Source organism: Yoonia vestfoldensis, assembly GCF_002158905.1.
GTDB lineage: Bacteria > Pseudomonadota > Alphaproteobacteria > Rhodobacterales > Rhodobacteraceae > Yoonia > Yoonia vestfoldensis_B.
Map to the genome: position 1 here is coordinate 2,969,280 of NZ_CP021431.1, position 15,112 is coordinate 2,984,391.

Annotated in this window: 14 protein-coding genes, 1 riboswitch and 1 other annotated feature; of the genes, 1 reads left to right on the forward strand and 13 read right to left on the reverse strand. The window is 63.6% G+C overall.

Annotated elements, in window-relative coordinates; genetic code table 11:
* The first annotated feature begins 34 nt into the window (after nucleotides 1–34).
* Nucleotides 35–2,584, forward strand: a complete 2,550-nt coding sequence (locus LOKVESSMR4R_RS14910) for a cation:proton antiporter (RefSeq protein ID WP_087210009.1) — start codon at nucleotides 35–37, stop codon at nucleotides 2,582–2,584.
* Here LOKVESSMR4R_RS14910 and LOKVESSMR4R_RS14915 read toward each other — a convergent pair.
* The 13 genes from LOKVESSMR4R_RS14915 to LOKVESSMR4R_RS14975 form a co-directional block, all read right to left on the reverse strand.
* Nucleotides 2,547–4,358 (reverse strand): SLC13 family permease, encoded by a 1,812-nt coding sequence (locus LOKVESSMR4R_RS14915; protein ID WP_087213356.1) that lies wholly within the window; start codon nucleotides 4,356–4,358, stop codon nucleotides 2,547–2,549. The two genes, LOKVESSMR4R_RS14910 and LOKVESSMR4R_RS14915, sit on opposite strands and share 38 nt — an antisense overlap.
* A gap of 153 nt (nucleotides 4,359–4,511) precedes the next feature.
* On the reverse strand, nucleotides 4,512–5,372 hold the full coding sequence (locus LOKVESSMR4R_RS14920) for a universal stress protein (RefSeq protein ID WP_087210011.1): 861 nt from the start codon (nucleotides 5,370–5,372) through the stop codon (nucleotides 4,512–4,514).
* 10 nt (nucleotides 5,373–5,382) lie between these two features.
* On the reverse strand, nucleotides 5,383–6,873 hold the full coding sequence (locus tag LOKVESSMR4R_RS14925; protein ID WP_087210016.1) for a SulP family inorganic anion transporter: 1,491 nt from the start codon (nucleotides 6,871–6,873) through the stop codon (nucleotides 5,383–5,385).
* A gap of 51 nt (nucleotides 6,874–6,924) precedes the next feature.
* Nucleotides 6,925–6,982 (reverse strand) — a sequence feature (sul1 is cis-regulatory element that is thought to sense ions involved in sulfur or methionine metabolism; They are found in Alphaproteobacteria).
* A 67-nt stretch (nucleotides 6,983–7,049) separates the two neighbouring features.
* Complete coding sequence (locus LOKVESSMR4R_RS14930) at nucleotides 7,050–7,814, reverse strand: 3-oxoacyl-ACP reductase (RefSeq protein ID WP_087210020.1); 765 nt, start codon at nucleotides 7,812–7,814, stop codon at nucleotides 7,050–7,052.
* A gap of 4 nt (nucleotides 7,815–7,818) precedes the next feature.
* Entirely contained in the window at nucleotides 7,819–8,616 is a 798-nt protein-coding gene (gene thiD / locus LOKVESSMR4R_RS14935; protein ID WP_087210023.1) for a bifunctional hydroxymethylpyrimidine kinase/phosphomethylpyrimidine kinase, read from the reverse strand.
* A complete protein-coding gene (gene thiE / locus LOKVESSMR4R_RS14940) occupies nucleotides 8,613–9,224 on the reverse strand; it encodes a thiamine phosphate synthase (protein WP_087210026.1) in 612 nt (203 codons plus the stop codon). Before thiE ends, thiD begins: the two co-directional genes overlap by 4 nt.
* Nucleotides 9,221–10,009, reverse strand: a complete 789-nt coding sequence (gene thiM / locus LOKVESSMR4R_RS14945; RefSeq protein WP_087210031.1) for a hydroxyethylthiazole kinase — start codon at nucleotides 10,007–10,009, stop codon at nucleotides 9,221–9,223. Before thiM ends, thiE begins: the two co-directional genes overlap by 4 nt.
* A 53-nt stretch (nucleotides 10,010–10,062) precedes the next feature.
* Nucleotides 10,063–10,157: riboswitch (TPP riboswitch) on the reverse strand.
* A 41-nt stretch (nucleotides 10,158–10,198) separates the two neighbouring features.
* On the reverse strand, nucleotides 10,199–10,984 hold the full coding sequence (locus tag LOKVESSMR4R_RS14950) for an MBL fold metallo-hydrolase (RefSeq protein ID WP_087210034.1): 786 nt from the start codon (nucleotides 10,982–10,984) through the stop codon (nucleotides 10,199–10,201).
* Between the two features lies 1 nt (nucleotide 10,985).
* Complete coding sequence (locus LOKVESSMR4R_RS14955) at nucleotides 10,986–11,663, reverse strand: hypothetical protein (protein WP_087210037.1); 678 nt, start codon at nucleotides 11,661–11,663, stop codon at nucleotides 10,986–10,988.
* Entirely contained in the window at nucleotides 11,660–12,274 is a 615-nt protein-coding gene (locus LOKVESSMR4R_RS14960; RefSeq protein WP_237331807.1) for a cysteine hydrolase family protein, read from the reverse strand. Before LOKVESSMR4R_RS14960 ends, LOKVESSMR4R_RS14955 begins: the two co-directional genes overlap by 4 nt.
* A 13-nt stretch (nucleotides 12,275–12,287) precedes the next feature.
* The gene (locus tag LOKVESSMR4R_RS14965; RefSeq protein ID WP_157898234.1) at nucleotides 12,288–13,088 is read right to left on the reverse strand and encodes an ABC transporter permease; all 801 of its coding nucleotides are present in this window, start codon (nucleotides 13,086–13,088) and stop codon (nucleotides 12,288–12,290) included.
* Nucleotides 13,088–14,056 carry an ABC transporter permease gene (locus LOKVESSMR4R_RS14970; RefSeq protein ID WP_087210046.1) on the reverse strand — a complete coding sequence of 323 codons (969 nt, stop codon included), beginning with the start codon at nucleotides 14,054–14,056 and terminating at the stop codon, nucleotides 13,088–13,090. Before LOKVESSMR4R_RS14970 ends, LOKVESSMR4R_RS14965 begins: the two co-directional genes overlap by 1 nt.
* Nucleotides 14,053–15,108, reverse strand: coding sequence for an ABC transporter ATP-binding protein (locus tag LOKVESSMR4R_RS14975; RefSeq protein WP_087210049.1), 1,056 nt, complete (start codon nucleotides 15,106–15,108; stop codon nucleotides 14,053–14,055). Before LOKVESSMR4R_RS14975 ends, LOKVESSMR4R_RS14970 begins: the two co-directional genes overlap by 4 nt.
* Nucleotides 15,109–15,112 lie beyond the last annotated feature (4 nt).

The following is a 15,112-nucleotide window of genomic DNA, read 5'->3' on the forward strand; positions in this document are numbered from 1 at the left end:
ATGCGTTTCCCGTTCTGTGTGATATTTCAAGATCATGGACATCATTCTCATCACGACGGTGATCGCATCGCTGTTCCTGCTGATCGGCGTGGCAGAGCCGCTGGCCGACCGGATGCGCGTGCCGTTCACGGTGATCCTGGCGCTGCTGGGCGTGGCCATCGCGACCGCGGCGCTGTTCTTGCTGCGCACCGATCTGACCAATGCGCTAAACCCGATGGCCGAGGCGATCCTTGACCTGCCCATCCGGTCCAATGTGTTCCTCTATGTCTTTTTGCCGACGCTGCTGTTTCAGGCGACCTTGGGCATGAACCTGCGGCGGATGCTGGACGATTGGGTGCCGATCCTTGTGCTGGCCGTTGTCGCGGTGGTCGTGGCAACCTTTACTGTCGGCTATGCGCTCTCCATGGTCAGCGCCTTGCCGCTGGCCGCCTGCCTTTTGGTCGGGGCCATCGTGTCGACAACCGATCCATCGGCGGTGGTATCGAATTTCCGGTCGATTTCCGCGCCACAACGCCTGAGCCGGATCATCGAAGGCGAAAGCCTGCTGAACGATGCCGCGGCCATCGCCTTGTTCGGGCTGTTCATGGGCTTTGTGATGCTGGGCGTGCCCGACCCCGATCTGGGTCAGGCCTTGGCGCAATTTCCGGTCCTGATTTTCGGCGGTGCCTTGGCGGGCTGGTTCGCCGCACGGATCGCGGTCTGGCTGATGGCGCTGTTCGCGCGGTTTGAACTGGCGCAGATTTCGGTGTCGGTGGCGCTGCCTTATCTTGCCTATATCGGGGCCGAACAGATGATCGGCGCCTCGGGGGTGATCGCTGTCGTGGCGGCGGGGCTGACGCTGAACCTGACGGGGCCCAGCCGTCTGGCACCGCAATCCTGGGCCAATCTGCGCGAGGTCTGGGGGTTGCTTGCGCATTGGGCCGGGGCGCTGATCTTCGTGCTGGCCGCGCTGTTCATTCCGCGTCTGCTGGAAGAGGCCCGGCCCAGCGATTTCGCCCTGATCGTTGTCGTGATCGTGGCGGCCATCGCTGCGCGTGTGGTGATCCTGTTCGGCTTGCTGCCGCTTTTGACCCTGCTGCGGGCCTCACCACCAGTGGACCGGCCTTACCGCGCGGCGATCCTTTGGGGCGGGTTGCGCGGGGCGGTCACGCTGGCGCTGGCGCTGGCGGTCACCGAAAGCGCGCGAGTCCCGCTAGAGGTCAAGCGCGTCGTCGGTATCCTTGCGACCGGTTTCACGCTGTTCACGCTGATCGTGCAAGGGTCCAGCCTGCGCTGGGTGATTGCAAAGCTGGGCCTTGACCGGCTGTCGCCCATTGATGACGCGCTGTCGCGACAGGTGGTGGCCGTTGCCTTGCAGACCGTCCGCGAAGATGTGGCGCGCACCACCGAAAACTACGAACTCTCGCGTGAGACTGTCCGCTCCGAGGCAAAGCGTTTCGGCGAAAGGCTGGACGAGGCTGTCAAACAGGCCGAGGAAAGCGCCGATCTGCTGGACCGCGACCGGATCACGCTGGGGCTGATCGCGCTGGCCGGGCATGAACGCGACACGATCCTTGACCGCGTACGCGACCGCACGATTTCGGCGCGGATGGCCGAACAGGTGCTGGCCGATGCCGAACGGCTGATCGAAAGCGCGCGCCAGGGCGGGCGCAGCGGCTATCAGCGGGCGGCGAAACGCTCGGTCACCTATGGGCGCGCATTTCGCGCGGCGGTGTTCTTGCACAACCGGCTGAAACTCTCGGTGCCGCTGTCCCGGATGACGGCGGACAGGTTCGAATACCTGCTGTCGCAACGCTTGATCCTGCGCGATCTCGATACATTCATCGACGGGCGCATCCGTCGCATCCATGGCCGCCGCGTGGCGGATTTGTTGCAAGAATTGCTGGCCCGCCGGATCGAATTGGTGGAAACCGCGCTGGAAGGGCTACGCCTGCAATATCCGGGCTATGCCGAGGAACTGGAACGCCGCTTTATCCGGCGCACGGCGCTGCGTCTGGAAGAACGCGAATATGCCGCGATGCGCGACGACGGGCTGATCGGCGCCGAGGTCTATACCACGCTGGCGCAGGAATTGGTCCAGCGCCGGGCGGCGGCCGAAACGCGACCGCCGCTTGATATTGCGCCGCAACGGTCCGATCTGGTGCGGCAATTGCCGCTGTTCGCCGATCTTGACGATGCCACGCTGCGGCAGTTGGGGCGGGCCTTCCAGACGGTCTATGCCAATGCCGACGACATCCTGATCCGCAAGGATAATGCTGCCAAACGCGTGTTCTTTATCGCAACCGGTGCGGTCGAATTGCAGGTCGCGGGCCAGACATGGCGGCTTGGGCCGGGGGAAATGTTCGGCCAGATGGCGATCCTGATGCAAAAGCCGCGCCGCGCCCTGGTGCGCGCCATCGCGCCATCAACCTTGCTGGTGCTGGACGAAGACCGGTTCCGCCGCCTTCTCAAGCGCAGTGACAGCTTGCAACAGGCCGTGCGCGCCAGTGCCGAAAAGCGCGGGATCGCCCCGGAACGGCTGATGCCCGACCTTAAGATGCCCGACCTTAAAGCGGCCAAACCACCATCAACAACGGCAGACTGACCATGACCACCACCACTTCGAGCGGCAGGCCCAGACGCCAGTAATCGCCAAAACCGAACCCTCCCGGCCCAAGGATCAGCGTGTTGTTCTGGTGCCCGATGGGCGTCAGGAACGCGCAGGATGCGCCAATGGCCACCGCCATCAGGAAACTGTCGGGGTTGACCCCCAAGCTCGTCGCGATCCCGATAGCGATAGGGCAGAGCACCGCCGCTGTGGCGGCGTTATTCATCACATCCGACAGGAACATCGTGGTGATCAGCACGACCGCCAGCGCCACGACGGCATTGCCCTGTGCCACCGTGCCGACCAGAAACTGCGCCAGAAGATCGGCCGCACCACTTGATTGCAGCGCGCCCGCCACCGGGATCAGCGCCCCCAAAAGCACGATCACCGGCCAATCGATCGCGGTATAGATGTTGCGCGGCGGCACCGTGCGAAACACCATCGTCGCCACGACGCCCATCGTAAAGGCCGCCGCCGCTGGCAACAGCCCGAAACTGACCACCGCCACCGAGGCCAGCATGATCGCAGCCGCAATCAGCGCCATGCGTTTGTCGGGGATACGCAATTCGCGCGCGCCCAATGGCACGCATCCGGTCTCATTGGCAAAATCCGACAACGCCTCGGCGGGGCCTTGCATCATCAGCAGATCGCCGGATTTCAGCTTGAGCGTGCGCAGCCGGGCGCGCGGCGGATGGCCTGCACGCGCCACCGCCAGCAGGTTCAACCCATAGCGCGTGCGCAGCCGCAAATCGCGCGCGGACCGGCCAACGATATTGGAGGCCGGCAGCACCGCCAATTCGCGCAGCACAAGATCGGCGTCGCGCTTGGCCTTGCTGCTATCATCGGGCGTCTTGGCCGATGTCTCGGCGTCAGAGGATGACGGCTTTTGTTCTTCCAGCGTGATGCCGAAAACCGACAGGGTTTCCGCCAGCGCCTCGACATCGGCTTCCATGACCAGAACGTCATCGGCGCGGATCCGCCTTGCGCCATGCGGCGCGGTGATCCGCACCTCGTTGCGCGCCATGCCGATGACCTGTGCATCGCTATCGGCAATCTCGCGCTCGAAGGCGCGCAGGGTCAGGCCGACCGCCTTGCTGTCCTCGGGGATGCGGACCTCGGTCATATAGGCGCCGGTAGCGAAATCACCGTCAGCGACCGATTTGCGCCGCGGCACCAGCCGCCAACCGATCACGATGATGAAGGCGACACCGCAAAGCGCGACAGCCACACCGACGGGGGCAAAGTCGAACATGGCGAATTGGCCAAGGCCCGCCTCGGCGCGAAAGCCCGATACGATCAGGTTGGGCGGCGTGCCGATCAGCGTGGTCATCCCGCCCAGGATCGTGGCGAAAGCCAGCGGCATCAGCACCTGCCCCGGTGTCATCTCCAGCCTGCCCGACAGCTGCACCGCCACCGGCATCAGCAGCGCCATGGCCCCGACGTTGTTCATAAACCCCGACAGCAAGGCTCCCAGCCCCATCAGCGCCGCAAGGCTGCCCAAGCGCCCCGCCGCGCGCGGCAGGATCGCGCGCGCCAGCCAATCGACAGCACCGGTGGTTTGCAGCCCCTGGCTGAGGATCAAGACGCAGGCCACGGTGATCACCGCCGGATGCCCGAAACCGGCAAAGGCCGCTTCGGCCGGGACCAACCCGGCCATGACGCAGGCCATCAGCGATGCCAGCGCCACCACATCATGCCGGAACCGTCCCCAGAGAAACAGCGCCATCGTCGCCACCAATATCGCGGTGATCAATAATTGAGGTGTATCCATCATGGCCACCTTTCAGCATGCGCAAGCGTCACACAACCCCGCGCGGGGGCGATTGCGATGCGCGATCATCTGGCATCGCGCGGGCGGTGGCATCTGTCCCGAAAAGTTTTGATGCCTCCGGCGGGGATATTTAGGCTCGGAAGAAAGCAAGGCCTAGCGCATCAGCACGACCGGCACCTTGCAGGCGCGGATCATCGCCGTGGTGGTAGAGCCGATCACAAGGCTGCGGATGCGGCTGTGCCCATATGCGCCCATCACCAACATGTCGAAACCCTGGGTTTCCACCAGATCGGCCAATGCTGTTTCGGGCTGGCCGGGCAGCACCGATGTTGTCGCCGCCAGCCCTGCGGCTTTCAACATGGCCTGGGCATTGCCAAGCCCTTTTTCCAACGCGGGCGATGCGGTGCCCACGGTGACGACATGGATCGACAGCCCCTGAAACAGCGGGCTGCGCGCGATGTGATCGACCGCCTTCATCGCCGAAGCGCCGCCGTCATAGGCGACCAGCACGCGCGTGATCGGTTTGAAGGCGCGCGCGGCCACGAACACCGGCCGCGTGCTGGTGCGGATGATCCGTTCGAGGTTGGACCCCAGATGGCCCTTGGCGAGATCGGCATCCTCGCCACGTTTGCCCAGGATGATAAGCCGGGCCTCGGGGTCAAGCTCGGCCACAGCCTCGACCACGCCGCCATGGCGCAGGCGGGTGGTGATATCGGCCACGCCGTCCTGATCCAGAATGGCGCGGGCATCATCGAGAATGGCGCGGCCCTTATGGCTCATGAGTTTGGAGCGTTGCGCGTCCAGTTCGGCCAGTTCCTGCAACAGGGCCGTGCGCGCGCCCAGCGCAATCGCACCGGAATGATCACGTTTGCCCGATGTGTCGCGCGGGCCCAGCACATGGACCAGTTCCACCGCCGCCGCCGTGCGCGCCGCGATCCAAGCCGCATGGTGACAGACGCTTTCGGCATAGATTGACCCGTCGATGAAGGCCACGATCTTTTGTGTCGCTGTCATATCAGTCTCCTTAATGCGCGATCAGCTTGTCCAAGGCATCCGGCTTGTCATGGATGGCCAGCTTGTCAACGATGGTCTCGGACGCGGCATTCATGCCAATGATCTCGACCTCGGCCCCGTCGCGGCGGAATTTGAGCACCGCCATATCCAGCGCCTGCACCGAACTGATGTCCCAGATATGCGCGCGGCTGACATCGATCACGACCTTGTCCAAGGCTTCCTTGAAATCGAAGGCATTCATGAAATCCTCGACCGATCCATAGAAGAGCTGGCCCTCGACGATATAGGTCCGTGCGCGCCCATCCTTGGACATTGTCGTTGTCACCTTGAACAATTGCGCGATCTTGCCGGCAAAGAAGATCCCAGACAGCAACACGCCGACCAAGACCCCGATGGCAAGGTTGTGGGTATAGACCACCGTCACCACCGTCGCGATCATCACGATGGAGGAGGATTGCGGATGCCTGCGCAGCGATTTGATCGAGGACCAGGAAAAGGTGCCTATGCTGACCATGATCATGATCGCCACCAGCGCGGGCATCGGGATCTGGCTGACCAGATCGCCCAAGCCTACCACCATGATCAGCAAGATCACACCGGCGGCGAAACAGGACAGCCGCCCCCGCCCGCCGGATTTGACGTTGATCACCGATTGGCCGATCATCGCGCAGCCCGCCATGCCGCCGATAAACCCCGTTGCGGTATTGGCGATACCTTGCCCGATACATTCCTGATTGCGGTCGGATTTCGTATCGGTCAGGTCATCGACGATATTCTGCGTCATCAAGCTTTCCAGCAGGCCGACGATGGCCACGGCGATGGAATAGGGCAGGATGATCATCAGCGTATCCAGCGTCAGCGGGATCTGCGGGATCAGGAACACCGGCAGCGTATCGGGCAACGCGCCCATATCGCCCACGGTGCGCACGTCCCAGCCGAAGATCATCACCAATGCCGTCAATACCACGATCGTGACCAACGGCGAGGGGATCGCCTTTGTGATCAGCGGGAAGAGGTAAATGATCGCCAGCCCCGCGGCCACCAGCACATAGGTCAGCCATGTCACGACGCTTGGGTCAAGCTCGGGCAATTGCGCCATGAAGATCAGAATCGCCAGCGCGTTGACGAACCCTGTCATCACCGATTTCGACACATAGCGCATCACAAAGCCCAGCCGCAGGATGCCCGCGCCGATCTGGATCAGCCCGGCCAGCACGGTCGCGGCCAACAGATATTCCAGCCCGTAATCGCGCACCAGCGTGACCATCAGCACCGCCGTCGCCGCTGTCGCCGCCGAGATCATACCGGGCCGCCCGCCCGTGATCGCGGTCAGCACTGCGATCGAGAAACTGGCGTAAAGCCCGACCTTGGGGTCGACGCCCGCGATGATCGAAAAGGCGATGGCTTCGGGGATCAGCGCAAGTGCGACGACCAGCCCCGCCAAGAGATCAGCGCGGATATTGCCCGTCCATTGGGCGCGGTACGCATCAAGAGATATCATGTAAATCTTTCCTGTCCGGCCGCAGCGCGCCGGCAAAGTCTGGTTTTGACAGGTTGTCCGGCGGATAGGCGGCCGGAAGAGCCACCCGAGGTTGACCCCCGGGTCCATGTTTACATGTCGTGCTATACACGAAACGGCGCGCGCGCCAAGCCTTGGTGCCAAATAAGGCGGTGTGTTCAGTTAAAAACCAACCCGCCATCCACGATCAGGTTCTGCCCCGTCACCGCCCGCGCCCAAGGGCTGGCAAAGAACAGCACCGCATCGGCCATGGCGGCAGGCGTTGTGACCTGCCCCAGCGGGGTCTGGGCTGCGATGATGTCAAACACCGCCTCGGGCGTGGCGGCGCTGGCATCGGTGCTGCGCAAAAGGCCACCCGAGACCATGTTGACCGTCACGCCCAGCGGGCCAAGCTCCTTGGCCGCCGTGCGGGTCAATGCGAGCAAAGCGCCTTTGGCGGCCGTATAGTCGTGATAGGGCACGACAGGGTTCTGCATCAGATTGGTGCCGATCAGGATGACCCGCCCGAACCCTTGCGCTGCGAAATGCGGCTGCAAGGCGTGCAGGCAATGCAGCGCCCCGCCCACTGCCGTTTGCGCCTGCTGGGCGATATCGGCCCAATGCATCTGGTCCAGCCTCTTGCGCGCATCGCCGTTGAAACTGAAATCGGCCAGCGCATTATGCACCAGCACATCAGGCGCGCCAAAGCGGTCGGTGATGGCCGCGACCATCGCGCTGACCTGCGCGGGATCGGTGACATCGGCGTGAAACGCCGCTGTGCGCGGGCCAAGTTCTGCCACCAACGCCGCGGCGCTGTCGCGGCTGTGGCGATAGTTGATCGCGACCTGCGCGCCTTGCTGCGCGAAACTGCGCGCGATGGCAGCGCCAAGGCCGCGCCCGGCGCCGGTGATCAGGACAGTCAGGTCGGAAATATTACGGGTCATCGTCTTATCCTTTGAAATAGGCGTGAAAATGGTGGGTCGGGCCATGTCCCAGCCCCACGGACAGCGCATCGGCACCGGCGATGGCACGGGCGACGAAAGCTTTGGCCTGCTCCGCCGCCTGTGCCAGCGGCAGGCCCCGCCCCAGAAAGGTGGCCAGCGCCGAGGACAGGGTGCAGCCCGTGCCATGCGTGTTGCGCGTGCCGTGGCGCATGCCTGCCAGCCATGTCATGCCGCCTGCATCGGCCAGCAGGTCAGGGCAATCATCCCCCGCCAGATGCCCGCCTTTGAGCAGCACCGCACGCGGCCCCAGCGCCAGCAGCGCCAAGGCCTGCGCCGGCATCTGGTCGCGGGTGCTCGCCTCTGGCTGGTCCAGCAGATCGGCGGCTTCGGGCAGGTTGGGGGTGATGACAGCGGCCAGCGGCAGCATGGCGCGCAGGGCCGTGACAGCCTCGGCCTGTAGCAATCGGTCCCCGCTTTTGGCGACCATCACCGGGTCCAGCACGATGGGCGCATCCACCCCCTGCAAGGCATCTGACACCGCGCGGATGATCGCGGCATCGCCCAGCATCCCGATCTTGACGGCATCAATACGGATATCGGCACGGATCGCGGCAATCTGCGCTGCCACCATGTCAGGCGCAATCATCTGCACGGCTGTCACGGCTTGGGTATTCTGCGCCGTCAGCGCGGTGATCGCGGCCATGGCATAACCGCCATTGGCCGAAATCGCCTTGATATCGGCCTGAATACCAGCACCGCCCGAAGGGTCGGACCCCGCGATGGACAGGATATTGGGGATCATGCTTGCCTCCATGCCTTGACCAGCGCGCGGGTCGCGGCCTGCGGATCGGCGGTGCGGGTCACGGCGCTGACGACGGCCATACCGATGGCCCCCGCCGCCTTGACCGCCACGGCGTCATCCTCTTTCAGCCCGCCGATGGCGTAGCAGGGCAGCGATGTGCCGCCGATGATCCGCGCCAGCCCGTCAAAGCCGATAGGCGGGGCGTGGTCGGGTTTGCTGGGCGTGGCGCGAACCGGCCCGACGCCGAGGTAATCGACACCGGCGGAGATATGCGGCAGATGCGCCTCTGCCTCGACCGAGAGACCCAGCAGCATAGCCGCGCCGATGCGCGCGCGGATCAGCGCCGGATCGCCGTCGCCCTGCCCGATATGCAGGCCATGCACGCCGGTGCGGATCGCCAGATCGACACGGTCGTTGATGATCAGCCGCGCACCCTGTGCGGTGACCATCGGCAGGACATTGGCGATCAGCGCCGCCAGATCAGCGTCGCTGGCGGTCTTGTCGCGCAGCTGGATCAGGGACGCCCCGCCCAGCGCCGCCGCGCGGATCTGGGCGATCACCGGCAAGGGTGCCTGCGCGTCAGTGACCACATAGACCGGCCCCATCATGCGGGGGTGACCATTGCGCCTGCGGTCAGATCCTCGGGCGTGATCGCATATAGCCGGTCCAGAAATGCCGCTCCAAAAGCCCCCGGCCCTATGGCGGTTGCTGCCGCCTGTTCACCGGCCAGCCCGTAATAGGCCAGTGCTGCGACGGTCGCTTCCAGCACAGGCTGGCCCACGGCAAAGGCCCCGATCACGCCGTTCAGCGAACAGCCAAGGGCGGTCACCCGCGTCATCATCGGATGACCATTGGCGACACGATAGGCGGTCTTGCCATCGGTGATGTAATCGACCGGACCGGACACCGCGACCACCCCGCCCATACGCTGCGCCAGATCGGCTGCTGCGGCTTCGGCGGCGTCAACCGTGTCGGTCGTCTCTGGCCCGCGCCCGCCAGCGGACAGACCCGCCAGCGCCAGCACCTCAGAGGCATTGCCACGGATGACGCTTGGCCGCAGCGCCAATAGCTGCGCGCAGACATCCTGCCGGAACCGCGTGGCACCGACACCCACAGGGTCCAGCACCCAAGGGCGGCCCGCCTGCTGCATGACCTGTGCCGCCGTTGCCATCGCCTCGGCCCAGGCGGGGTCGAGCGTGCCGATATTGACGGTCAGCGCCTGCGACAGCGCGGCGAAGTCGCCCACTTCCTCGCGGGCATGGACCATCGCGGGGGCGGCACCTGCGGCCAGCAGCACATTGGCCATGATGTTCATGGCGACATAGTTGGTGATGTTATGGATAAGCGGCGCAGTGCTGCGCATCCGGTCAAGGTAACGGCCCGTGTCGTTCATCTTGGTCCCCCTTGGCATCGGGGGTCAGGGAACGGAACAGCCCACAAGCGGGGCTTGGCCATTCACGGACTCCCTACGCCAGCATGATCTGGTTCAGGTTCAAAGGGTGCTTCTCAGCCCGCGATTGCGGACGCCCCTGTCGTGATGCGGAACGTATCGGGTGGGGATGGCGTGTCAAGGGTGGGGTGGTCACCCCCGCCAGATCGCCTCGTACTTTGCCATGATCTGGTCCAGCCGGTCCGGACCAAAGCTTGGGTCATGGCCGCCATGCACCAGCGCGATATCCAGCGCGCGCAATTTGGCGAATGTATCCAGATAATCCGGCACCGACATGCCCGGCCCGTCATAGATCAGCGGGCCATCATAGATCGCATCGCCTGCGAACAGGACACCTGTGGCGCGTTCATATAATCCGATGCCGCCGGGCGAATGACCGGGCAGGTGGATCACCTCATAGAGATGATCACCCAGATCGACGCTGTCGCCTTCGTCAAGCAAGCCCGTCGCAGGCGCGCCGCGCAGCACATAGGATCGCGGGTCATAGCCCGCATAGGGCAGCGCGTCGATCAACACCTCATCCAAGGGCGGATAGCCTGCGTCCAGAAACGTCTGGATCAGCCGCGCGGGCATGTCGTCGCGGTAAAGCGATTTCAGACCAGAGGGTGCCGCCATCTCTGCGGCCTCGGTCGGATGCACCAGACGGGTGGCAAATTCATGCACCCCGCCGATATGGTCGATATGGGTGTGGGACGACACGCAGATGATGTCCTTGTCCGGATCGGCGCGCAACGTATCGAGGAACGGGCGCAAGGGCACGATCCCCATACCGGTATCAAGGATCATGTCACGGTCGCGGCCTTGGACCAGAAACATGTTCGCCTGTTCCAGCACATGGACATGCGGTTCCAGGATCAGCGTCACATCGGGGCCGACCTGTTTTGCGGTGAACCAGTTTTCGGCAACGGGAAGCGGCATGTCAGCAGACTTTCATCAAAGGGCGGGTTTCAATACCGCCGGTAAACAAGGGCGCGTGCCAGATGAAACGGCCCTGCGCGCGGTCCAGAACGGCTGTGCCCATGGCAAAAGGATCGGTGGCCAGTTCGGCGATGCCCTGCGCGCCGTCCCAAGTGCCCAGCGCATAAAAGCTGGTAAAGGTGTCGCGCAGCGACCGGTCCATGGGTGCGGGTCCGATGGCAAGCAGGAACCGATCATCGTTTTCGACTAGCACGCCTGTCATATCCCCCCAAGCGATGCGATGGCCGCGCAGCGGGGCGGTGGGCTGGGGGAGCCAAGCCTCGCGGTAATCGGCATGGACGCCATCCTCGATCAACACATCGCCATCGCGCCACATCGCCCCCACATCGGGGCGGGCTAAAGCACCTTGCCAATTGATCGCGCGGTGCCATGTGCATTGGCTGTCGGTCACGGTGATCTCGCCCGCGAAACCCTCGATCCGCAGCAAGGATTGCAGCACCGCCGCGTCCAGATCGGCAAGGCAGCCGCCCTGCAACGCAGGCAGATCGGCAGGCACCCGCAGATCAGCGAACAAGGCCCCCGCCTGCAACCAATGCACGCGGGTTGTCGTATCCTCGAAATCCGGCGCCCTGATCCAGTCGCGCCGCCAATGGCCTTGCAGATCGGCGGCGGTGATCACGCAGCGGCCACCTGCAAGCGGCCCAGTTCAGCAGTGATCTGGTCGGCGGTCACGACAGCACCGGTTTGCAGATATTCCATCGCTTTGAGCGACGCCTCATGCGCATCCGTGGATGACCCGCCGACGCAATCACCCACAACGCGGCAATAATAATCGCCCTGATGCCCGTCCGCGAAAGTGTAATGCACGCAGACATCGGTCAGCCCGCCGATCAGGATCAGCGTCTGCGCCTTCAGCCCTTTCAGCAGGATTTCCAGCTCTGTCCCGTAAAACGCCGAATAGCGGCGTTTGTGGATGAAGTAATCGCCGGGCTGGCGGCCCATTTCCTCAAACGCGACGGGGGTGCCGGGTTCGCCGTCCATGCAATGCACATCCTCGGTCCCGTCCAGTTCGCGGCCATAATCGACCATGTCGCGGCGGTGGATTTCCTGAATGAACACGACCGGAATACCCGCGTCATGGGCAGCATCCACAACGCGGCGCGCGCGTTCGACATTGGCGCGATAGCCGGGCATGACGGGAATGCCCGCCTTGTGATCCATGAAGGCGGATTTCTGGATATCGACGACGATCAGCACGGGCTGACCGACAAGCATGGGTTGGCGTGGCATGGTGAAACCTCCTTTAATTGCGGGATTGATCCGCGCCCATCAGACGCGGCAGATCGCCCCAACGGGCGACGGCGGAAAAGACGGCGATAGACACGGTGATGAACAGCACAGCCGCCACCGCCATCGTGGGGGTGTAGCCGTTGCGCAAGGAATTGAAGATCTGCAGCGTGACCGTCGCATAGGCCGAGGCCGAGACGAAGAACATCACGATGAATTCGTTAAAGCTGAGCACCAGCGCAAAAAAGAACCCCGAGATCGAATAGGGCAAGGTTTGCGGTAAAATCACGGTGCGGAAGGTCACCGCCTCTGTCGCGCCCATGGTGGCGGCGGCGTCCAGATGCGCGCGGTCGATGGATTGCAACCCGATAGAGATGGTGACCAAAGGCAGCGCCAGAAACAGCGTCGCATGGCTGACGATGCCGACCCAGATCGCCCCCAGACTACCCATGAAGGCCCACATGAACCCCAACCCCACGCCAAAGACGATGGGCGGCAAGGCAAATGGCAGCGACCCCAGCCCTGCCAGCATCTTGGACGCCTTGCTGCCCTTGGCCCAAAGCAGATAGGCCAGCGGCCATGCCAGCAACACGGCCAGCGTGGCCGACCCGAAAGCCACGATCAGCGAATTGCGCAAGGCGCGGACCCAGATCGTTTCGGTGATGAAGAATTCCACGAAACGCGCGAAATTGGGGTCTTCGGGCGGGAACAGCATGGTGCGCCCGCCGTTCAGCGATGCCCCCGCCACCACGATGATCGGCAAGGCCAGCACCAGCCCTGACAGCGCCATGAAGATGTGGCCCATGGTGCGGCGCATCAGCGGGCCTCCGATCTTTTGGTCAGCCATTGCGCCAGCACCAGAAACAGCGCCGCCGTGACCAGCAGGACCACCGCCTGCGCCGCCCCGAAGGGTGCGTCCAGCGTCGCCCCCCGCACGCTTTCATAGACAGCGACGGCGGTTGTCTGCTTGGCGGGTTCGGCGAAGACGACGATTGTGACATAGCTGCCCAGCAGGAACACGAACAACAACAGCATGGACCCGATTAGCGGCAGTTTCACCGAGGGCAGGATCACCGATGTCATCACCTTTGCAGGGCCTGCACCCATGGTGCGCGCGGCCTCGGTCAGGCTGGGGTCAAGGCGTGACAGGGCGGGATAAAGCAGGATCACCGCATAGGGCCAGACCAGATAGGACATGGTCAGGATCGTTGCGAATTCGGATGTCTTGAATTTCACATTGCGCGGATTGGCCAGCCCCCATTCGCGCAACACCTCGAACCAGCCGGTGCGTTTCAGCCAATCGGTCGCGCCCGAAACCTCGAACAGCATCGGCAGGCCCGACCGGTTGGACAACAGCACGTCCCAGCCCATGACGATGAACACTTCGGACAAGGACAGGCTGGCAAGTATGAACACCAGCCAGCAGCTTTGCGCGCGCCGTGACTGGCGGGTCAGAAGATAGGTGAACGGAAATGCCGTGGCCACCGCCAGCACCGAGGCGATGACGGCATAATAAAGCGCGTAATACAGCCGTTGCAGATGCAGGAACGTCACCTCGTCCGGCCAAAGCGCGCCGACGAAAAACCGCTGGTAATTGGCAAAGGTGAAATCCCATTCCCAGCCCGCACCTTCGATCTTTTGTCCAAAGGAAATGACGATCACCAGAATGAACGGCGTCACCGCCAGAAACAGGATCAGCGCGCCCAGCGCCCATGTGCCCCAAGGCCGGCGCAGATTTGGCGCGGCGGCATCCAGACCGGTCCGGGTGCTGTCAACGGCCGTCATGCGGCGGCCTGACCCGCGACGCGCGGAAAGACGTGGATCGCCTCTGCCGGCACAGAGACCGTGACGGTATCGCCCACCCGCAAAGGCTGGCCGCTGTCACTATCGGTGACGATCATCGGCCCGATGGGCGTATCCAGATGGATGTCGCGCACCGGCCCCACATCGCGCAGAAAGGTCACTTTGGCAGGCAGACGGTTCACCTCGCCCGCCAGACCTGCCTTTTCGGGGCGGATCGCAATGCGCACGTGAGATCCGTCGATGAAATTGGCATGCGGCGTGATCTGTAGCAGATACCCGCCCAGCCGGACATTGCCGCCCTCGGTCACGCCGTCAAAGAAATTCGCCTTGCCGATGAAATCCGCGACAAAGGCGTTTTCGGGCTGGTGATAGATCGCCTGTGGCGTGCCGACCTGTTCGACGCGGCCCTGCGACATGACGACGATCTGGTCGGCCATGGTCATCGCTTCGTGCTGGTCATGGGTGACGACGATGGTGGTGATGCCCAGACGCTGCTGCAACTGGCGCAATTCGACCTGCATATCCTCGCGCAGTTTGGCATCCAGCGCGGACATCGGTTCATCCAGCAAGAACACATCGGGTTCCTGCGCCAAGGCGCGTGCGATGGCGACGCGCTGGCGTTGCCCGCCCGACAATTCCCCGATCCGCCGCTCGGCAAAGGCGGATAATTGCACAAGGTCCAGCAAGACGCGCGCGCGTGCCGCCGCCTGCCCGCGCGGCGTGCCCGCGATGGTCAGCGCATAGCTGACATTATCGCTGACGTTGAGATGCGGGAACAATGCGAAAGACTGAAACACCATGCCGAATTTGCGCTTATGCGCGGGCAGGCCGGTGATATCCCGCCCGCCCAACGAAATCGTGCCCGCGCTGGGGTCTTCCAGCCCGGCGATCATGCGCAAGAGCGTGGTCTTGCCGCAACCCGACGGCCCCAGAAGGGCCGTCAGCGCGCCTTCGGCAAAATCAAGGCTGACATTATCGACAGCCCTGACATCGCCATAGGATTTGCGGATATATTTCAGGCTCAGGCCGGACATGCGC